At 55.7% G+C, this 18,678-nt stretch carries 20 protein-coding genes; 11 read left to right on the forward strand and 9 right to left on the reverse strand.

Annotated elements, in window-relative coordinates; genetic code table 11:
- Positions 1-40: 40 nt before the first annotated feature.
- The 7 genes from phoB to METLU_RS0119320 all read left to right on the forward strand — a co-directional run bounded on the left by phoB (position 41) and on the right by METLU_RS0119320 (position 6,105).
- Complete coding sequence (gene phoB, locus METLU_RS0119290; RefSeq protein ID WP_027159661.1) at positions 41-733, forward strand: phosphate regulon transcriptional regulator PhoB; 693 nt, start codon at positions 41-43, stop codon at positions 731-733.
- A gap of 3 nt (positions 734-736) precedes the next feature.
- Positions 737-2,014 (forward strand): phosphate regulon sensor histidine kinase PhoR, encoded by a 1,278-nt coding sequence (phoR, locus tag METLU_RS0119295; protein WP_027159662.1) that lies wholly within the window; start codon positions 737-739, stop codon positions 2,012-2,014.
- A gap of 165 nt (positions 2,015-2,179) precedes the next feature.
- Positions 2,180-2,902, forward strand: coding sequence for a TSUP family transporter (locus METLU_RS0119300; RefSeq protein WP_027159663.1), 723 nt, complete (start codon positions 2,180-2,182; stop codon positions 2,900-2,902).
- A 13-nt stretch (positions 2,903-2,915) separates the two neighbouring features.
- Entirely contained in the window at positions 2,916-3,506 is a 591-nt protein-coding gene (locus METLU_RS0119305; RefSeq protein WP_027159664.1) for a DUF502 domain-containing protein, read from the forward strand.
- Positions 3,506-4,930 (forward strand): alanine/glycine:cation symporter family protein, encoded by a 1,425-nt coding sequence (locus tag METLU_RS0119310; RefSeq protein ID WP_027159665.1) that lies wholly within the window; start codon positions 3,506-3,508, stop codon positions 4,928-4,930. The genes METLU_RS0119305 and METLU_RS0119310 overlap by 1 nt, the downstream gene beginning before the upstream one ends.
- The gene (locus METLU_RS28100; RefSeq protein WP_155920639.1) at positions 4,914-5,117 is read left to right on the forward strand and encodes a hypothetical protein; all 204 of its coding nucleotides are present in this window, start codon (positions 4,914-4,916) and stop codon (positions 5,115-5,117) included. The genes METLU_RS0119310 and METLU_RS28100 overlap by 17 nt, the downstream gene beginning before the upstream one ends.
- Positions 5,118-5,292: 175 nt before the next feature.
- Entirely contained in the window at positions 5,293-6,105 is an 813-nt protein-coding gene (locus tag METLU_RS0119320) for a hypothetical protein (protein ID WP_027159666.1), read from the forward strand.
- An 85-nt stretch (positions 6,106-6,190) separates the two neighbouring features.
- Here the strand turns inward: METLU_RS0119320 and METLU_RS0119325 are convergent, their stop codons facing one another.
- Both METLU_RS0119325 and oadA read right to left on the reverse strand, forming a co-directional pair.
- Positions 6,191-7,318, reverse strand: coding sequence for a sodium ion-translocating decarboxylase subunit beta (locus METLU_RS0119325; RefSeq protein ID WP_027156793.1), 1,128 nt, complete (start codon positions 7,316-7,318; stop codon positions 6,191-6,193).
- Positions 7,319-7,374: 56 nt separating this feature from the next.
- Positions 7,375-9,156 carry a sodium-extruding oxaloacetate decarboxylase subunit alpha gene (gene oadA / locus METLU_RS0119330; protein WP_027159667.1) on the reverse strand — a complete coding sequence of 594 codons (1,782 nt, stop codon included), beginning with the start codon at positions 9,154-9,156 and terminating at the stop codon, positions 7,375-7,377.
- 173 nt (positions 9,157-9,329) lie between these two features.
- Between oadA and METLU_RS0119335 the strand changes: the two genes are divergently transcribed.
- Genes METLU_RS0119335 through METLU_RS0119350 form a run of 4 tightly spaced genes read left to right on the forward strand, consistent with a single transcriptional unit; the run spans position 9,330 to position 12,166 of the window.
- Positions 9,330-9,851, forward strand: a complete 522-nt coding sequence (locus METLU_RS0119335; protein ID WP_027159668.1) for an O-acetyl-ADP-ribose deacetylase — start codon at positions 9,330-9,332, stop codon at positions 9,849-9,851.
- The gene (gene msrB, locus METLU_RS0119340; RefSeq protein ID WP_027159669.1) at positions 9,841-10,236 is read left to right on the forward strand and encodes a peptide-methionine (R)-S-oxide reductase MsrB; all 396 of its coding nucleotides are present in this window, start codon (positions 9,841-9,843) and stop codon (positions 10,234-10,236) included. The genes METLU_RS0119335 and msrB overlap by 11 nt, the downstream gene beginning before the upstream one ends.
- Positions 10,233-11,531: a M18 family aminopeptidase gene (locus tag METLU_RS0119345; RefSeq protein WP_027159670.1), complete on the forward strand. Its 1,299-nt coding sequence runs from the start codon at positions 10,233-10,235 to the stop codon at positions 11,529-11,531. Before msrB ends, METLU_RS0119345 begins: the two co-directional genes overlap by 4 nt.
- A gap of 5 nt (positions 11,532-11,536) precedes the next feature.
- A complete protein-coding gene (locus tag METLU_RS0119350; RefSeq protein ID WP_027159671.1) occupies positions 11,537-12,166 on the forward strand; it encodes an alpha-ketoglutarate-dependent dioxygenase AlkB family protein in 630 nt (209 codons plus the stop codon).
- A 93-nt stretch (positions 12,167-12,259) separates the two neighbouring features.
- Here METLU_RS0119350 and purD read toward each other — a convergent pair whose 3' ends face one another.
- The 7 genes from purD to METLU_RS0119385 form a co-directional block, all read right to left on the reverse strand.
- Positions 12,260-13,534, reverse strand: coding sequence for a phosphoribosylamine--glycine ligase (purD, locus tag METLU_RS0119355; protein ID WP_027159672.1), 1,275 nt, complete (start codon positions 13,532-13,534; stop codon positions 12,260-12,262).
- Positions 13,535-13,621: 87 nt separating this feature from the next.
- Entirely contained in the window at positions 13,622-15,181 is a 1,560-nt protein-coding gene (gene purH / locus METLU_RS0119360) for a bifunctional phosphoribosylaminoimidazolecarboxamide formyltransferase/IMP cyclohydrolase (RefSeq protein ID WP_027159673.1), read from the reverse strand.
- A gap of 58 nt (positions 15,182-15,239) precedes the next feature.
- A complete protein-coding gene (locus tag METLU_RS0119365) occupies positions 15,240-15,524 on the reverse strand; it encodes a helix-turn-helix domain-containing protein (protein WP_027159674.1) in 285 nt (94 codons plus the stop codon).
- 1 nt (position 15,525) lies between these two features.
- Positions 15,526-16,509, reverse strand: a complete 984-nt coding sequence (gene dusB / locus METLU_RS0119370; protein ID WP_027159675.1) for a tRNA dihydrouridine synthase DusB — start codon at positions 16,507-16,509, stop codon at positions 15,526-15,528.
- A 162-nt stretch (positions 16,510-16,671) separates the two neighbouring features.
- Positions 16,672-17,271: a hypothetical protein gene (locus tag METLU_RS0119375; RefSeq protein WP_027159676.1), complete on the reverse strand. Its 600-nt coding sequence runs from the start codon at positions 17,269-17,271 to the stop codon at positions 16,672-16,674.
- Positions 17,268-17,468, reverse strand: a complete 201-nt coding sequence (locus METLU_RS0119380; protein ID WP_027159677.1) for a hypothetical protein — start codon at positions 17,466-17,468, stop codon at positions 17,268-17,270. Before METLU_RS0119380 ends, METLU_RS0119375 begins: the two co-directional genes overlap by 4 nt.
- A gap of 16 nt (positions 17,469-17,484) precedes the next feature.
- Positions 17,485-18,678: a class I SAM-dependent rRNA methyltransferase gene (locus tag METLU_RS0119385; RefSeq protein ID WP_027159678.1), complete on the reverse strand. Its 1,194-nt coding sequence runs from the start codon at positions 18,676-18,678 to the stop codon at positions 17,485-17,487.

Below are 18,678 nucleotides of genomic sequence, written 5' to 3' on the forward strand. Positions count from 1 at the left end.
CTTCCTACAATACAAAGATTTATTGATCTCTATATTAATTATGTCCAGATTTAAGATTCTCGTTGTTGAAGATGAAGATGCTATCAGAGGCATGTTAATGATGGTATTGGAGCAGGCCGGTTTTATGTCGATTGCGGCCGCTGATGCTGAAGAAGCTCAGAAAATGCTCGATGAAAATTTGCCGGATTTGATTCTATTGGACTGGATGCTGCCGGGTATCAGCGGCGTTGAATGGGCCAGGCGCCTGAAGAAAGATCAGACGAATCGGGAGTTGCCCATTATCCTGTTGACGGCGCGCGGCGAGGAGGAGGACAAGGTCAGAGGGCTGGAAATCGGCGCCGACGATTACATGACCAAGCCTTTTTCACCGAAGGAATTAGTAGCGCGCGTCCGCGCCGTGTTGCGCAGGAGCGGAAAAATCCAGGGTTCGGCGCAAATAGAACTGGGTGATCTGGTACTCGATACCGAACAGCACCGTCTCAGTATCGGCGACAAGCAGCTGGACGTGAGCCCGACCGAATTTCGTTTGATGCTGTTTTTCATGACGCACCCCGACAAGGTGTATAACCGCTCGCAATTGCTGGATCAGGTCTGGGGGCGTAGCGTTTATATCGAAGAGCGCACGGTCGACGTGCATATCCGTCGGCTCAGGAAAATCCTCGGTGAATACGGCAGAGAAGATCTGGTTCAGACTGTGCGCGGCTTCGGCTACAGATTCTCGTTGACGAATTAGTTTATGAGCGTCTGGCAAAAAGAGATCGGCATTGCGCTGCTGCTGTTTCTGGTTGCGTTGATTGCCGGCAGTCTGACCGGTCATGTCCTGCTGTTTGTGTTCCTGCTGACGCTGGGGCTCTGGATCCGTCAGTTATTCCAGATCAGCCGTTTTGAAAGATGGCTGAGCATGGGCGGGCGCGGCAAATACCCTAAGGCGACCGGCATCTGGGAAGATATTTATTACCATGTCTACCGCATCAAAAAAAACGAGAAAAAGCGCAAGAAGAAACTGAGCAAAATGGTGAATCAGTTTCGCAAGTCAACGGAAGCCTTGCCTGATGCGGCCGTCGTTCTGGGTCCGAATGACGAAATAGAGTGGGCCAATAAAGCGGCCAGAGAAGTTCTGGGGCTCCAGCAGACCGATAAAGGCCAGCGCATTCCCAATCTGGTCCGTTTTCCCGAGTTTATCCGCTACCTTAAATCCGGCAATTACAATGAAGCAGTCATCCTGCCCGCACCGGTGGACCACCGCATAACACTGGCCATGCGGATCGTTAAATATGGCGCCGGGCTGCGGCTGCTGCTGGCTCAGGATGTTACGCAGCTGAAAAAAATGGAGAGAATGCGCAAGGACTTTGTCGCCAATGTATCGCATGAGCTCAGAACCCCGCTGACGGTGTTGAAAGGCTATCTGGAAACCATGCAGGATATGGATGACGGCAATTCGCCGTTACTGACGCATTCGGTTCAGCAAATGCAGGGGCAGACCGAGCGCATGCAGCATCTGGTCGATGACCTGTTACTGCTGACGCGACTGGAAACGCAACAAAAGAAAGTACAGTGCGTCGATATCCCGGCTTTGCTGAGCCAGATCTGCAAGGAAGGCGACGCGCTGGAAACGGCGGCCGGGCGCATCGAATTATTGCTCGAAACCGATACGCATATCACCGGCGAAGAACAGGAATTGCGCAGCGCTTTTACCAACCTGCTAGGCAATGCATTGAAGTATTCACCTGACGATTCAAAAGTAACAATTCGCTGGCATCGGTCCGAAAACGCCATCATGCTGGATGTCGAAGACCAGGGCGAAGGCATTGCCGCGCCCGAAATCCCGCGCATTACCGAACGTTTTTACCGGGTTGAAGTCAAGCGCAGCAAAAAGGTCAACGGCACCGGGCTGGGCCTGGCTATCGTCAAGCACGTGCTGATGCGCCATGATGCCAAGTTGAACATCGTTAGCGAGTTGGGCAAGGGCAGTCGCTTCCGTTGCTGTTTTCCTGTGACACGGGTTTGCAACTGATACCGCTTTTTATTTATGCCGGCCTCGACCACTGCCGGCAACTCGCCTCCCGTTAGCCTCCTTCAAAGCCTTGTCAACTGCCCGTCACATTTCAATTCGGCGGGCAGCGATCGTAAATTCGCTTATAATGAGACGGGCCAATAAAAATAATAAAGGGGGAACTCAATGCCGGTCGACATTCTGCTTACGGTTATTCTGACCACTCTCATCCAATCCGTTTTCGGCGTGGGCGTATTGCTGTTCGGCACGCCTGTGCTGCTTCTGTTGGGGCACGACTTTGTCGATGCGTTGCTCGTCCTGCTGCCTATTTCCATCGCGATAAATTCCCTGCAGCTGTTAAAACATTACCGCTATGTCGACATCGGATTCTACAAAAACGTATTGATTTACAGCATTCCTTTTGTCGTGTTGTTCCTATGGATCATTACCTCCGTCAAGATCAATATCAGCGCATTGGTCGGTGGATTGCTTATATTGGTAGCGTTAAAGGCTATTTCACCGGCCGTGGATAAGGCACTGCGGCCCTTGTTCAATTATGAAAGAACCTATCTGGCGATGATGGGAGTTATTCATGGCATGACTAACCTGGGCGGCTCATTATTAACCGCCATCGTTTACGGCAAGCCGTATCAGAAGGATCAAATACGCGCGACCGTGGCAAGCTGTTACGCAACCTTTGCCCTGTTTCAATTGGCTACGCTGTTTTTTATCAGCCACGGGTTTGATGTGTCTTATGCGGACAATATCGGCTTTCTTCAAGTGGGGGTTGTGACGTTCCTGTTGGCCGAGGAAATGCTATATAGCAAAATTGATAATAAAAAATACAATATGTTATTCGCCGGGTTTTTGTTGGCGTCGGGCATCTTGCTATTGGTTAAATCCCTATAGTAGCGGAGAAAAAATGAGTGCGTTGATTAAGAAGTTATTGAATTATCTTTTGATAGGGATTTTGGCGGTTATTCCCATCGTTCTGGTTTTACAGATCATCATGTTCGTAAAAGACCGGGTTGCCGATTTGTTTCAGCTGGTTTACGGTTATTCGGTCAGCTACCTTTATACGCTGCTGATTTTTGCCGTCAGCTTCATTATTCTCGTATCCATAGGCCGCCAAATCGCCAAACAGGGCCGTCCCTGGTTTATTGCCGCTTTTGAGCATGTTATCGACAGAATTCCTTTTTTAAATACCGTCTACAGGGTTGTCAAGAAGGTCGTGAACATGTTCTCGTCGCATGACAAGGCCATCGCCAAGGAGGTCGTCTACGTGGAATACCCGAAAGACGGGATTTGGGTGCCTGCTTATGTCACGAACCGGTTTGATGACAAGTACGTGCTTTTTGTGCCTACCTCGCCGAATCCGACATCGGGATTTACCATCATCGTCGATAAGACAAAAATCATAAAATCCAACATGAACATTGAGGAAGCCACCAGTTTTATCGTCAGCGTCGGCGTCGATTTCAATAAAGGCACAGAAGTGAGTCAATTACCTTAATGAACATCATCGAAGATTGGTTAAGCCAGGCCAGCGGCCTGATTTGGGGGCCGGCGATGCTGGCCTTGTTGCTGGGCGTTGGCGTTTATCTGACGATAGGGTTGAAGGCCTTGCCATGGCGCAAGACGCCGCACGCCTTTGTGCTGCTCTGGCGCGGCCGCAAGTCCGGGCCGGAGGAGGAAGGCGATATCACCGCGTTTGCAGCCTTGATGACGGCACTATCGGCCACCATCGGCACGGGCAACATAGCCGGTGTCGCGACAGCTATTTTTCTGGGCGGTCCGGGCGCCGTGTTCTGGATGTGGATGACGGCATTATTCGGCATGGCGACCAAATATGCCGAGGCGGTGTTGGCCGTTCAATACCGCGAAGTTGACGAACTGGGCAAATACGTCGGCGGCCCGATGTATTACATCAAGAACGGCCTGGGCGCGAAATGGCGATGGCTGGCTGCGGCATTCGCCCTCTTCGGCACTCTGGCTTCGTTCGGTATCGGCAATATGGTGCAGGCGCATTCGGTTGCCGATGCGGTCGAGTCCATGTTTCACATCCCGGACTGGATCAGCGGCGCGGTCATGACCGTGTTCACCGCTTTTGTCATTCTGGGCGGCATTAACCGCATAGCCGACGTCGCGGCAAAGCTGGTGCCGTTCATGGCCATCTCCTATATTGTCGGGGCATCGATCATTATCATCGCCGACATCGAAAAAGTGCCGTCAGCTCTGGGACTGATCATTGACAGTGCGTTTAACGGCACGGCCGCGGCGGGCGGCTTTGCCGGCGCGGTGGTCTGGGCCGCGATCCGGTACGGCGTGGCGCGCGGCGCCTTCTCGAATGAGGCGGGACTGGGCAGCGCGCCGATTGCGCAGGCGGCGGCAAAAACCACGAATCCGGTCCAGCAGGGCATGATTTCGATGCTGGGCACTTTTATCGATACGCTGGTCGTCTGCACGATGACCGCCTTGGTCATCGTTATGACCGGCGCCTGGAGCAGCGGCGAAAATGGCGCGGCGCTCTCCACACTGGCGTTCAATACCGGGTTGCCCGGTTGGGGCGGCTATATCGTTGTGTTTGGCCTGGTCATTTTTGCGTACACGACGATTCTGGGCTGGAGCTACTACGGCGAGCGCTGCGCCGAGTTCCTGTTCGGCGTCAGGATCATAACGCCTTACCGCCTTTTATGGATAGGCGCTATTCCTTTGGGTGCGATGGGCAAACTGACCGTCATCTGGACGCTGGCCGACGTCATGAACGGGCTTATGGCGATTCCGAATCTGCTGGCTTTAGGTTTGCTAAGCCCGGTTCTTTTTAAATTGACGAGAGAGTATGTGAAACCGGCGGAAAGCGATAGCCAACCAGAGCTATTTGACACCCAACCAGAATTATTAACAGAGCGAGTAAGGATAGATGAAATCAATAATTAGAATAACGATCATGATGTCATTAATGGCAATTGCCGGTTGCAATGGCGACGACAAACCGGCCAAGGCGGTTGACAGTGAAGTTTTTAAAACCCAGACAGACGCACTGGAAAAGGCCAGGGCAGTCGAGCAAACGGTTCTGGATGCGGCCGCGAGACAGCGGGAGCAAATCGAACAAAGCGCGCAATAAAGCGGCGCCCTCATACAGAATGAGGGCCGACTTGTGACCCTCATTTAATCTGCTTGTAGATTCTTATTTTTTGATTGACTTTGAACGTTTGGCTTGTTATGAATGAGTCTGCGTACTAGCAAAAATGTAACAAAAATATAATAAACACAAACAATTACATGAGGGGAGGGTCATTATGGAATCTGATAATCTTGTCGTTACCGGCGGCTTGCTAACTAAATTAAACCAACTGGAAGAACAGGTATCAACGCTTTCCAGGGAACTGGAATCAAGTAAGGACGCCATTAGTCTATTAAAGTTGACGCTAACCGAGCGCGATTCACAAATTTATGAATTGGAAGCAAAACTGACTGCGGCGCAAAACGCGCAATTGAAAACAACGGTAAACTGGATCGACCGTTGCAGGGATCAAATCAAAAATGGTGTGGACGAAAAAATCATTAACCCGGCGTTAGCGAAAATTCGCCAGCGCATCGAGGTCATGCAGCGATTGGTCTACGAAACCAGGGATTTCATCAACAAAAAAGTAGCCGTTATTCACGAGAATATCCATAGTCATTCCGCGCTGGTCAAACAGTGGCCCGAACAGGCCAGGCTGTATTTTGAACAAGGTTTTGTCGAGCCAGTCAACTTATTGATCCATGAGAGGACAGCATTAGCCTACAGCTATTTGAAAGCCATCCGGGATCTGGTCGAGCAAAAAGTCCTCTATCCCTGCAAAGTCCTGTATGAGGAAACAGTCGTCGCCGTCCTGGCGCTGCCTTCGCAAAGCCGTATTATTCTTCAGGTGTGGCTGATTGACCCGGCCAGAGAGCAAATGGCCGAGTTGCCGGCTTTGGGCGAGAAATTTTATGCCAATGCCCTGGCATGGCTGAAGAAGTCGATTGATCGACTAAGAGCGTTGATCGATCACGTAGTTGAATCTATAGGAAAAGCCATTAGAAACTCATCGTTCTGGAATGGAAACCAGCCAATAGAAGCGGCTTAAACAGGGGAGTTGGTTTGGCAAGCAAATAAAAAGCCCTGTCAGGGATATCCCGGCGGGGCTTTTGTTTAGGCGAAGATATCGCCGGTTATTTCACCAGGCTCAGCAAAATACCGGCGGCGACCGCCGAGCCGATCACGCCGGCCACGTTCGGGCCCATGGCGTGCATGAGCAGGAAGTTGTGCGGATTGCTCTCCAGGCCCAGCTTGTTGGCGACGCGCGCCGCCATCGGCACGGCCGACACGCCGGCCGCGCCGATCAGCGGGTTGATCAGCGTCTTGCTGAATTTGTTCATCAGCTTGGCCATCAGCACGCCGGCCGCCGTGCCGATCGCGAACGCCGCCGCGCCCAGGGCCAGAATCCCCAAGGTCTCCATCTGCAAAAACGCCTCGGCGCTGAGCTTGGAGCCGACCGACAGCCCCAAAAAGATGGTCACGATGTTGATCAGCTCGTTCTGGGCGGTCTGGCTGAGCCGGTCGACCACGCCGCAGGCGTTCATCAGGTTGCCCAGCGCGAACATGCCGACCAGCGGCGCGGCCGACGGCAGCAGCAGCGCGGTCAGGGCGATCAAGAGCAGCGGGAAGACGATCTTCTCGGTGCGGCCGACCGTGCGCATCTGCTGCATCTCGATGCGGCGCTCGGCTTCCGTGGTCAAAGCGCGCATGATCGGCGGCTGGATCAAGGGCACCAGGGCCATGTACGAATAGGCCGCGACCGCGATCGCGCCGAGCAGGTCCGGCGCCAGGCGCGAGGCCACGTATATCGCGGTCGGGCCGTCGGCGCCGCCGATGATGGCGATGGCCGCCGCATCCTTCAGGCTGAATTCCAGGCCCGGCACGATGTTCAGCGCCAGGGCGCCGAGCAGGGAGGCGAAGATGCCGAACTGCGCGGCCGCCCCGAGCAATAAGGTCTTCGGGTTGGCCAGCAGCGGCCCGAAATCGGTCATGGCGCCGACGCCCATGAAGATCAGCAGCGGAAACAGCCCGCTCTTGATGCCGAAATACAGGTAATAGAGCAGGCCGCCCTCGTCGGCGATGCCGGCGACCGGGATGTTGCTGAGGATCGCGCCGAAGCCGATCGGCAGCAGCAGGAGCGGCTCGAAGCCTTTCTTGATGGCCAGGAACAGCAGCAGGAAGCCGACCAGCATCATGAGCGCCTGGCCGCCGGTCATATTGTACAGGCCGGTGCTGTGCCAGAGTGAAAGCAGATTGTCCATCGGATGAGTCTCGTCTGATAATCAGGGAAGGCCCCGCCTCGGGCGGGGCGGTGCTATTACAGGCTGATCAGGGTGTCGCCGACCGTGACCGCGGCCCCTTCCTTGGTATGCACGGCGCTGACGATGCCGCTGGCCCGCGAGCGCACTTCCGTTTCCATCTTCATGGCTTCCATGATCACCACCACATCGCCCTCGGCTACGGCGCTGCCGACCTGCACCAGCACTTTCAGGATCGTGCCGGCCATCGGCGCCTCGACCGAGACGCCGTCGCCGGCTACGGCCGGGGCCGTGATGGCCACCGGCTGGATGCTGACGGCATTGCCGCCAGGGCCGACCGCGACGTTGAAATGGCGGCCGTCGACGTTGACGCTGTAGGTTTCCACGGCCTGGGCCGCCGGCGCCGGGGTGGGCGCGGGCGACACGGCCGGGGCCGGCACGCTGCCCGGCACCGGCTCGAAGGCGGCCGGATTGCCGCGGTTGGCCAGGAATTTCCAGCCGACCTGCGCGAACAGGCCGTTGATCAGCGCGTCCTCCTCGACATGCTCGCTGAGTTTGACGCCCTCGGCGCGGGCCTTGTCCTGCACCTCGGCGATCAGTCTGGCCATTTCCGGCGCCAAGAGGTCGGCCGGCCGGCCCGTGATCGGCTCGGCGCCGGCCAGCACGCGCGCCTGCAGCTCGGCATTGACCGGCGCCGGCGTGGCGCCGTATTCGCCCTTCAGCACGCCGGCCGTTTCCTTGGTGATGGTCTTGTAGCGCTCGCCGGCGATGACGTTCAGGACGGCCTGGGTGCCGACGATCTGCGAGGTGGGCGTGACCAAGGGGATGAAGCCCAGGTCCTCGCGCACGCGCGGGATCTCGGCCAGCACGGCGTCGAACTTGTCCTCGGCGCCCTGCTCCTTGAGCTGGCTTTCCATGTTGGTGAGCATGCCGCCCGGCACCTGCGAGACCAGGATGCGGCCGTCGACGCCTTTCAGGCTGCCTTCGAAGGCCGCGTATTTCTTGCGCACGTCGCGGAAATAGGCCGCGATCTCTTCCAGTTTGGCCAGGTCCAGGCCGGTGTCGCGGTCGGTGCCCGCGAGGCTGGCCACGATGGTTTCGGTCGGCGTATGGCCGTAGGTCATGCTCATGGAGGAGATGGCGGTGTCGACGTTGTCGATGCCGGCCTCGGCGGCCTTCAGCACCGCGCCGGTGCTGAGCCCGGTCGTGGCGTGGCACTGCATGTGGATCGGGATAGCGACGCTGGCTTTCAGGCGCGTGACCAGCTCGAAGGCGTCATAGGGTTTGAGCAGGCCGGCCATGTCCTTGATGCAGATCGAGTGCGCGCCCAGGTCCTCGATCTGCTTGCCCAGGTCGACCCACAGGTCCAGGGCGTGCACGGGGCTGGTCGTGTAGGAGATCGTGCCCTGCGCGTGCGCGTCGGTCTGCAGCACGGCCTGGACGGCGCGCTGGATGTTGCGCATGTCGTTCATGGCGTCGAAGATGCGGAACACGTCGATGCCGTTGACGGCGCAGCGCTCGACGAAGGTGTCGACCACGTCGTCGGCGTAATGGCGGTAGCCGAGCAGGTTCTGGCCGCGCAACAGCATCTGCTGGCGGGTACGAGGCATGGCTGCCTTGAGCTGGCGCAGGCGCTGCCAGGGGTCCTCGCCCAGGTAGCGGATGCAGGCATCGAAGGTGGCGCCACCCCAGGTCTCCAGCGACCAGTAGCCGATCCGGTCGAGCTTGTCGCAGATCGGCAGCATGTCATCGATGCGCAGGCGCGTGGCCAGCAGGGATTGATGGGCATCGCGCAGGACGACTTCGGTGATGCCCAAGGGCTTGTTGTTATGTTGAGCCATGCTATAACCTTTTTGGGTTGGAGTTCGCGGACCTTATGGGTCGGTTTGCGGTTGTATGGAAATCGGGGCGCATGCCAGTTCCGTCTCTCTACTTTAAAATTTTTGAAACTCGGCATTGTATCATAGGCCTAATTGGTACTAATCGCGTTCTAACTACGTTAAAAGGCATGATTATGGCGAAAATTGAGATTATTGAGTCTGATATCACGGCGCTCGCGGTCGATGCGATCGTCAATGCCGCCAATCCCTCATTGTTGGGCGGAGGCGGCGTCGATGGCGCGATCCACAGGGCGGCAGGCCCTGAATTGCTGGCCGAATGCAGAACCCTGGGCGGCTGCGAGACAGGGCAGGCCAAAATGACCAAGGGCTATAATCTGCCCGCGCACCATGTAATCCATACGGTAGGGCCAATCTGGTCCGATGGCGAGCACGACGAGCCGGCCCTGCTGGCTTCCTGTTACCGGGAATGCATGGCGCTGGCTAAGGCCTATAAAATGCAATCGATTGCCTTTCCGGCCATTTCCTGCGGCGTTTACGGTTTTCCGGTAACGCTGGCGGCGCAAATCGCGATCAGGACCATCAGCGAGTGCCTACAAGACAATCCTTATTTGCAAAAAGTCTATTTAGTCTGCTTTGGCGATGCTGTTTTGAAAGCGTACAATGAGCAATTTTACCAATTGATGCATGACGGATAACATTATGAATGACGAACAATGGCGCGAAAAATTATCGCCCGAACAATTCAATATTTGCCGCCATAAAGCCACCGAAGCCCCTTTTACCGGAAAATATACCGACTGCAAGAAAGACGGCATTTATCATTGCGTGTGCTGCGGCAATCCTTTGTTCGATTCCGAAACCAAATACAATTCAGGCTCGGGCTGGCCGAGTTTCTGGGATGTCATTTCCGATGACAGCGTGGCCCGCCATACCGATTTCAGCCACGGCATGAGCCGAGTTGAAATAACCTGCAAAGCCTGCGACGCGCACTTAGGTCATGTGTTTGAAGACGGCCCGCCGCCGACCGGCTTGCGCTACTGCATCAATTCCGCGGCCCTGGACCTGAAAGAACGATCATGAGTGCGCAGCAACAGGTTCAAGACTTACTGGCTTTTATCGATGCCAGCCCCAGCCCCTGGCATGCCGTCAACAGCATGGTCAGCAGACTGGATGCGGCCGGCTTCTCGAAACTCGATGAAACCGAAAAATGGATGCTAAAGCCCGGCGGGCGCTATTACGTCGTGCGCGGCGATTCGTCCATTATCGTGTTTGTGCACGGTCAGAAGCCGCTGGTTGAAACGGGGTTTAAAATCATCGGCGCCCATACCGATTCGCCGGGCCTGCGGATCAAGCCCAATGCGGCCGGCTATGTCGATGGTCTGTTAAGACTGGGCGTCGAAGTGTACGGCGGGCCGATACTGGCGACCTTCACCGACCGGGACCTGAGCCTGGCCGGCCGCATCGGTTATAAGGATGAGCAGGGCAGGATCGCGAGCCGGCTGGTCCGGTTCGATCAGGCATTGCTGCGCCTGCCTAATCTGGCGATTCATATGAACCGCGGCGTCAACGAAGAAGGTCTGAAACTGCACAAGCAGCTGGAATTGCCTCTCATCATGTCCGCCATCGCGCAAGAGCAGTTGCCGCAGCCGTATTTCCTGTCGATATTGGCGCAGGCCTCGGGCATAGAAGTCGGGCGCATCCTGTCCTGGGATCTGAATGTCTACGATACGCAGAAAGGCGTGTTCTGGGGCGCGCAACAGGAGTTTTACGCCGACAGTCAGCTCGACAATCTGGCCTCATGCCATGCCGGTTTATCGGCCCTGCTTGATGATGCCGTGTTGCAGGCCGACAGCACGCTGGTCTGCGCTTTCTTCGATCACGAGGAAATCGGCAGCGAAAGCCACAAAGGCGCCGACGGCAGTTTCCTGCCGGATGTGCTGCAGCGCATCGCCTCGGCCGTGGACCGTGACGATTATCAGCGGGCCCTGGCGCGCAGCTTCATGATCAGCGCCGACATGGCGCACGCCTATCAGCCCAATTTCCCCAATGCCTACGATCCCGACCATAAGGTCATCGTCAACAAAGGGCCGGTCATCAAGGTCAACGCCAACCATCGCTACAGCACCGAGAGCGTTTCGGAAGCGATGTTTGCGGGCTGGTGCGAGCAGGTCGGCGTTTCGTATCAGAAATATTCGCACCGGACCGATCTGCCCTGCGGCAGCACGATAGGCCCCATGACGTCAGCACGGCTGGGCATTCGCACGGTCGATGTCGGCAATCCGATGTGGGCCATGCACAGCATCAGGGAGAGTGCCGGCGTGTTCGATCATGACGCTATGATCCGCGTCATGAAACGCTTTTTCCTCGATAGCTGAGGCCGATGGACACCGAAGCCGATGCGTTACGCGATGATATCGCCGGTTTCGGTGACAATCGGCTGCCGTTCGATGGCGAGCTGTATCTGGTCCGGCAGTTTTACCGACCGCCCGAGTCCGACCGGTTATTGGCCATATTGACGGCCGAACTGGACTGGCGAGAGGAGGACATCTTCATTTTCGGCCGCTGGGTCAAAGTGCCGCGGCTGATGTGCTGGTACGGCGATGCCGATGCGCATTATAGCTATTCGGGCGTCGACCATGCGCCGTTGCCCTGGACGGCCGAGTTGCAGGCGATCAGGGACAAGGTGGAACGGCAGTGCCGGTACCGCTTCAACAGCGTGCTGGCCAATCTGTACCGCGACGGCCGTGATTCGATGGGCTGTCATGCCGACAATGAAAAGGAGCTGGGCCCTAATCCGGTCATTGCCTCGTTAAGCTTCGGCGATGAGCGCCTGTTCAGGCTGCATCATAAAAAGCGCAAGAAGGCATCGCTGGATATTGTGCTGGGCCATGGTGATCTGCTGCTGATGGCGGGTACGATGCAGCATCACTGGCTGCATGCGCTACCGAAAACGAAGCAATTGAAAAAGCCTAGAATCAATCTGACGTTCCGAAGGATTCTTCCAAGTTAAGCGGTAGGGTACGCATCGCGTACCATTTTCAAATTCCTTTGATGAACCAGCCACAAAGGTACGCAGTGCGTACCCTACAGCACTTCGAGATAACTATTTTATCGCCTTGAAACCGATATCGGTGCGGTAGTAGACATCATCCCAATGGATGGCGCGCGTTAACTCATAGGCCTTGCTCTGCGCTTCCTGAATATCTCGGCCCAGGGCGCAGGCGCATAATACGCGGCCGCCGGCCGTGACAATCTTGTCGCCGGCCTGCTGCGTGCCTGCATGAAATACCTTGCGATCTTCGCTTTCCTGATCTGGCAGGCCCGAGATCACATCGCCTTTGCGGTAGTCATCGGGATAACCGCCGGCCGCCAGCACGACGCCAAGGGCCGCACGCTCATCCCAGTCCGTATCCATTTTGTCCAGTTCACCGGCCAGAGCGACTTCGCACAGTTCCACCAGGTCGCTTTTCAGGCGCATCATGATCGGCTGTGTTTCAGGATCGCCGAAGCGGCAGTTGTATTCCAGCACTTTAGTGGAACCGTCATTGGCAATCATGAGGCCGGCATACAGGAAGCCGGTATAGGCATGTCCGTCCGCAGCCATGCCTTTTAGAGTGGGCTCGATGACTTCGCGCATGACGCGCGCGTGAATTTCGGGCGTCACGACCGGGGCTGGCGAATAAGCGCCCATGCCGCCGGTATTGGGGCCTTTGTCGCCGTTGTCGCGGGCCTTGTGGTCCTGTGAGGTTGCCATTGGCAACGCGTGTTGGCCGTCGGCGATCACGATGAAGCTGGCTTCCTCGCCGGCCAGAAACTCTTCTATGACAACGCGGTGGCCGGCTTCGCCGAAGACATTGCCGGACAGCATGTCTTCAACGGCCGCGTTCGCTTCCTGTACCGTCTGGGCGACGATGACGCCCTTGCCGGCGGCCAGACCGTCGGCCTTGACGACAATGGGCGCGCCTTTTTGCTGAATATAGACCAGCGCCTGTGATTTATCGGTAAAGGTCTGGTACTCGGCCGTCGGGATGTGATGGCGGGCCATGAAATCCTTGCAGAAAGACTTGGAGCCTTCCAGTTGCGCGGCTTTGGCGCTAGGGCCGAAGCATTTCAGGCCGGCTTCCTGAAAACGGTCGACGATGCCGGCCACGAGCGGCACTTCAGGGCCGATAATGGTCAGTCCGATCGCTTCTTTTTGGGCGAAATCAAGCAGAGCGTCAATATTGTCGGCGGCAATCGCCACGTTTTCAATGCCCGGTTCCAGTGCCGTGCCGGCGTTGCCCGGTGCGACAAAAACTTTTTCGACTTTGGTCGACTGTTTGGCTTTCCAGGCCAGCGCGTGTTCACGGCCGCCGCTGCCGACAATCAGTATCTTCATGGTGATTCTCGTATGTTTTGTGGGGGCGACTTCAGTCGCCAGTGTTTTAAAGGGCGGCTGAAGCCGCCCCCACAGTATGTCTCTTAATTAATGCCTGAAATGGCGCATGCCGGTGAAGACCATGGCGATGTTGTTTTCATCGGCCGCCTGGATGACTTCCCCGTCGCGAATCGAGCCGCCGGGGTGGATGATGGCTGTAATGCCGGCTTCGGCGGCCGCATCGATACCGTCCCGGAACGGGAAGTAGGCATCGGAGGCCATGACCGAACCGGGCACGACCAGTCCTTCATCGGCGGCTTTGATGCCGGCGATTCGGGCCGAATAGACGCGGCTCATTTGCCCTGCGCCAACGCCGATCGTGCGGCCGTTCTTGCAGTAGACGATGGCATTGGATTTGACGAATTTGGCGACTTTCCAGGCGAACAGCAGATCGGCCAGTTCCTGTTCCGTCGGTGCGCGCTTGCTCACGACTTTCAGATCGGCGGCAGTGATTTTGCCGAAATCCTTGTCCTGAACCAGCAGGCCGCCGGCCACGCGTTTGAAATCCAGTGCGGTCTCGTCTGTGTCGGTCCAAGTGCCGCATTCCATGGCGCGCACGTTTTGTTTCGCAGCCAGCACGGCCTTCGCATCGGCGCTGATGGATGGCGCGATAATGACTTCGACGAACTGGCGACCGACGATTTCGGCCGCGGTCTGTTTATCGAGCTCGCGGTTAAACGCAATGATGCCGCCAAAGGCCGAGGTTGGGTCAGTGGCGTAGGCCAATTTATAAGCGGCCAGCAGCGTGTCGGCTTCGGCAACGCCGCAGGGGTTGGCATGCTTGACGATCACGCAGGCTGGCTTGTCGGTGAATGACTTGACGCATTCGAGCGCCGCATCGGCATCAGCAATGTTGTTATAGGACAGTTCCTTGCCCTGCAGTTGCTTCGCTGCGGCGATCGTGCCCGAGGCCGGCGCTTTTTCACGGTAGAAAGCGGCCTGCTGGTGCGGATTTTCGCCGTAACGCATGCTCTGGCTTTTATAAAACTGCAGGCTCAGTGTTTCTGGAAAACGCGTGCCGGCCAGATTGCCCAGATAGGCTGAAATGGCCGTGTCATAACGAGCCGTGTGCTCGAAACTTTTCAGGGCCAGATTGAAGCGGGTCTTGGCGGACAGGCTGCTGTCGCTGTTTTTCAGTTCGGCAATGATGTCGGCATAATCGGCCGGGTTGACGACGACCGCGACGTCGGCATGATTTTTGGCGGCCGCGCGGATCATGGTCGGGCCGCCGATATCGATGTTTTCGATCGCGGTTTCAAAATCGCAGTCCGGTCTGGCGATGGTCTGCTCGAACGGGTACAGGTTGACGACCACCATATCGATCGGCTTGATGCCGTTCTCGGCCATGATTGCATCGTCCACGCCGCGACGGCCCAGAATGCCGCCGTGCACTTTCGGGTGCAGGGTTTTGACGCGGCCGTCCATCATTTCCGGAAAGCCCGTGTAATCAGAAACTTCCGTGACGGGAATCTGGTTGTCGGCAAGGGTTTTGGCCGTGCCGCCGGTGGACAGGATTTCTATGCCCAGCTGGCTCAGTTCCCGGCAAAAATCGACGATGCCGGATTTATCCGAAACACTGATTAAAGCGCGGGTGATTTTTTTGTTCATGCAGACCTCTGATGCAAGGGTAAATTAGATAAATGAGGATTAGCCGAGGAGCGCGGCCTTAGGATAGTCCGTACTGGTCCAGTTTTTTGCGCAGGGTGCTGCGGCTCAAGCCCAATGCTTTGGCGGCTTTGGTCTGGTTGTAGCCGGCATGTTCGAGAGCCGCTTCCAGCAGAGGCCTTTCGACTTCGCTGATGACCATCGCGTGCAGACCGACGGCGTCATGACCGTTCAATTGCGATAAATACACCTCTACTGTTTTTTTGACGTAGGCGGACAAAGGGATAGAGGTATTTTTTGAGCTATCCAAATCAATGATTTCAGCGCTTTTTTGAGATGCTTTCATATTATGCAGCATGATCGATTGTTAAAAGATTAAAAGCCGAATTAATCAGCGCTAATTGTTGCGATGGTACTTGAGCTTGATTGATCTTGTCTTGTATGGACGGGCGCACCGTTCCGAGCTGCTTGAAGTACCAACCGATGTGTTTCCGCGCTATTCTAACACCGCTTACATTTCCGTAGAAGTCGTACAGTTGTTCCAGATGGCTCAACAATGTGTTTTGTACGTCGGTAACCGTCGGATTTTCAAGGTTTTTACCATGATCGAGAAAATAATTGATCTGGTTGAACAGCCATGGATTACCTTGAGCGGCTCGGCCTATCATCAGGGCATCGGCGCCGGTTGAGCGCAGCACCCAGGCGGCTTTTTCGGGCGTATCGATATCGCCGTTGGCGATGACCGGGATGCCGACCGATTGCTTGACTTTTTTGATGGTTTCATATTCGGCCTGTCCGTTAAATTTACAGGCCCGGGTCCGTCCGTGAACGGTTAAAGCTGAAACACCGGCGTTTTCCGCTATTTTTCCGACTTCGACCGCATTGCGGCTGAATAAATCCCAACCTGTACGGATTTTTAGCGTCACCGGTACATCGACCGCGTTGACCACCGCGTCCAGAATCCTTTTTACCAGCGCCTCATCGCGCAGCAGCGCCGAACCTGCGGCAACTGAGCAGACTTTTTTGGCCGGGCAGCCCATGTTGATGTCGATGATCTGGGCGCCGCGCTCGACGTTGATTTTCGCGGCCTCGGCCATTTGCTTGGGATCGGTGCCCAAAATCTGTACCGAGCGTATACCCGTATCGCCGTTATGATCGGTTTTCAGCAAGGTTCTTTTGTGCAACCTTAACGCCGGGTTTGATGCGACCATTTCCGATACGGTCAGCGCGGCGCCATGCCGGCGGCATAATTCCCTGAACGGGCGATCAGTGATGCCGGCCATGGGCGCAAGTATCAGTTTGTTGGCAAGTTGATAAGGGCCGATTTGCATGGGGGTGTCACATGTACAAAAAAAGGGCGCCTATCATAACCTAAAAAGCCGGTCAGGTGAGTATGACAATGAGTTTTTTTAATAAATTCTATGGTCGGAAAGTTGGTTTTACAGGAAGAGCACGAAGAAAATCCCATACTTCGTGCTCTTCGGGTAAACAAATTACTTAATGGCGGAATTGGCCGCAATCGGGCTGTCGAGGCCTTCATCTTCCGACTGGGACAGATCTTCGGGAGATGCATCGGTCCCATCATTCCAGATCGGGTTGTCGCGGTCTTCTTTTTCCAGATTGGCAAGGTCTTCCGGATATAAATGCCAGAATGATTTATCGATCATGGCATTTTTATAGCTTTCTTTTTTCTCGTGCGTGAACGGACACCACCAGTTTTCGACGATCTTGACCATATAGGCATGCCATTCGAACAGTGCCACGCTGTAAGGACAATACCAGGTGCAGTTCAGGATCCAGAACAGTTTGGATTGCGCCATGCTGACCTTGAAAGTGGGCTTCATCGTGATCTGGCTTTTCAGGTCGTAACGGTGGCTGGCGCGGTCGGGAATGAAGTCGGAATAGGTTTTGATGTTTTTTCCACCGACCATGCGCAAATGATAGTAAGTCAGATAGGCACTGATAAAGACGAATGGAAAAGTCAAAATAGGCAGGTAGATTAAAATCATGCCGATGCCGCGCTGTAGCACGGGGATTTTTCTATGGTTTTTGCCGATTTCAACACGGCCGGCACAGGATTCGCACGCTTTCATTTCTTTATCTCCTCATTATTATTAAGTTTAGTGGTGGGGTTGGTCTTTAGTTTTTCTTTATTGACCAGTTGGTAAATGCTCAGGCAGCCCGCGCAACAAAAGCGCAGCCTGCCTGTTATCGTATTGATTGTGTAACCCGGAATTTCCACCGGTTGACCGCAAAGGGGACAGTACTCTTTAGCTTCTGGATGGCTCATACAAAGGCCTCAGTCATTACAAACTAGAGGATACCGAACAAAAGAATGTTTTTAAATACTCTGTTTCAGGTGCGGCCGGATCGATCGGATGATCAGGCCCCTGGCCGCCGCCGGCAATAAAGACCAGGTGGCGATCGATATGGCGGCCCGATGAGCGCAGGATCTCCTGCAGGTTGTCGCGGCTCAGATGATGCGAGCAGGAGGCCGAGATCAGGATGCCGTTTTTGCTCAATACCTGCAGGGCCAGATGGTTCAGTCGGCGGTAGGCTTCGTAGCCTTGCTTGAAGTCTTTTTTGCGCTTGATCAGGGCCGGTGGGTCCAGCACGACGATGTCGTAAAGCTGGTTGTCCTGGCGGGCCTGCTTCAGGAATTCAAACACATCGCTGCGAACGAATTGCATGCGTTCGGCGACCTGATTGAGCCGGGCATTTTCCTGGGCCAGTGTCAGCGCGCCTTCCGAGGCGTCAACGCAGGTGACCTCATTGGCGCCGGCCACGGCGGCCGGAATGCCCCAGGCGCCGGTATAGGAAAACAGATCCAGCACGCGCCGGCTTTTCGCCATGCCGGCCAACAGGGCGCGACTGCAGCGGTGGTCATAGAACCAGCCGGTTTTCTGGCCGTCCAGAATATCGACTTTAAACTGCGCGCCGTTTTCCTCGATGATCAGCCGTTCAGGCAGCTTGCCGTAGGCGATTTCCGATTCCAGGTCCAAGCCTTCCAGTTGCCGCTGGCTGTTGTCGTTCTTCAGGACAATCGCTTCAGGGTTCAGCAGTTCAATCAGCGCCGAAAACAAAAACTCTTTGCGCCGGTCGATGCCGGCCGTGGTTATCTGGACCGACAGAACCTCGCCGAAGCGGTCGATCACCAGGCCGGGCAGACCGTCGCTTTCGCCGAACACCAGCCGGTAATAGGGTTTGTCGAAGAGCTTCTCGCGCAGGGCCAGTGCCGTAGTCAAGCGTTCCTTGAAGAAATTGGCACCGCATTTGATGGATTTTCTGGACAGCAGGCGCGCGCAGATCAGCGCTTGCGGATTGATATAGGCCGTGCCCAGCGCTTTGCCGTCCTCGCTTTTGACCTGTACCAGATCACCCGGCGCGAACTGCTCGAGCGGCGAGCGTTTCGTGTCGACTTCGTTGCTGAAAACCCATAAATGCCCTTTGCGTAGGCGTTTGTCTTCGTTTTTCTTTAAATAAATTTCTGGGTGAGACAT

This window comes from Methylobacter luteus IMV-B-3098 (assembly GCF_000427625.1).
In the GTDB taxonomy this organism is placed as follows: Bacteria; Pseudomonadota; Gammaproteobacteria; order Methylococcales; family Methylomonadaceae; genus Methylobacter; species Methylobacter luteus.

What these genes read in the sequence shown, in the direction of transcription:
- phoB (WP_027159661.1), top strand. Translation starts at nt 41, where the DNA reads ATGTCCAGATTTAAGATTCTCGTTGTTGAAGATGAAGATGCTATCAGA.
- phoR (WP_027159662.1), top strand. Translation starts at nt 737, where the DNA reads ATGAGCGTCTGGCAAAAAGAGATCGGCATTGCGCTGCTGCTGTTTCTG.
- METLU_RS0119300 (WP_027159663.1), top strand. Translation starts at nt 2,180, where the DNA reads ATGCCGGTCGACATTCTGCTTACGGTTATTCTGACCACTCTCATCCAA.
- METLU_RS0119305 (WP_027159664.1), top strand. Translation starts at nt 2,916, where the DNA reads ATGAGTGCGTTGATTAAGAAGTTATTGAATTATCTTTTGATAGGGATT.
- METLU_RS0119310 (WP_027159665.1), top strand. Translation starts at nt 3,506, where the DNA reads ATGAACATCATCGAAGATTGGTTAAGCCAGGCCAGCGGCCTGATTTGG.
- METLU_RS28100 (WP_155920639.1), top strand. Translation starts at nt 4,914, where the DNA reads ATGAAATCAATAATTAGAATAACGATCATGATGTCATTAATGGCAATT.
- METLU_RS0119320 (WP_027159666.1), top strand. Translation starts at nt 5,293, where the DNA reads ATGGAATCTGATAATCTTGTCGTTACCGGCGGCTTGCTAACTAAATTA.
- METLU_RS0119325 (WP_027156793.1), bottom strand. Translation starts at nt 7,318, where the DNA reads ATGGACAATCTGCTTTCACTCTGGCACAGCACCGGCCTGTACAATATG.
- oadA (WP_027159667.1), bottom strand. Translation starts at nt 9,156, where the DNA reads ATGGCTCAACATAACAACAAGCCCTTGGGCATCACCGAAGTCGTCCTG.
- METLU_RS0119335 (WP_027159668.1), top strand. Translation starts at nt 9,330, where the DNA reads ATGGCGAAAATTGAGATTATTGAGTCTGATATCACGGCGCTCGCGGTC.
- msrB (WP_027159669.1), top strand. Translation starts at nt 9,841, where the DNA reads ATGACGGATAACATTATGAATGACGAACAATGGCGCGAAAAATTATCG.
- METLU_RS0119345 (WP_027159670.1), top strand. Translation starts at nt 10,233, where the DNA reads ATGAGTGCGCAGCAACAGGTTCAAGACTTACTGGCTTTTATCGATGCC.
- METLU_RS0119350 (WP_027159671.1), top strand. Translation starts at nt 11,537, where the DNA reads ATGGACACCGAAGCCGATGCGTTACGCGATGATATCGCCGGTTTCGGT.
- purD (WP_027159672.1), bottom strand. Translation starts at nt 13,534, where the DNA reads ATGAAGATACTGATTGTCGGCAGCGGCGGCCGTGAACACGCGCTGGCC.
- purH (WP_027159673.1), bottom strand. Translation starts at nt 15,181, where the DNA reads ATGAACAAAAAAATCACCCGCGCTTTAATCAGTGTTTCGGATAAATCC.
- METLU_RS0119365 (WP_027159674.1), bottom strand. Translation starts at nt 15,524, where the DNA reads ATGAAAGCATCTCAAAAAAGCGCTGAAATCATTGATTTGGATAGCTCA.
- dusB (WP_027159675.1), bottom strand. Translation starts at nt 16,509, where the DNA reads ATGCAAATCGGCCCTTATCAACTTGCCAACAAACTGATACTTGCGCCC.
- METLU_RS0119375 (WP_027159676.1), bottom strand. Translation starts at nt 17,271, where the DNA reads ATGAAAGCGTGCGAATCCTGTGCCGGCCGTGTTGAAATCGGCAAAAAC.
- METLU_RS0119380 (WP_027159677.1), bottom strand. Translation starts at nt 17,468, where the DNA reads ATGAGCCATCCAGAAGCTAAAGAGTACTGTCCCCTTTGCGGTCAACCG.
- METLU_RS0119385 (WP_027159678.1), bottom strand. Translation starts at nt 18,678, where the DNA reads ATGTCTCACCCAGAAATTTATTTAAAGAAAAACGAAGACAAACGCCTA.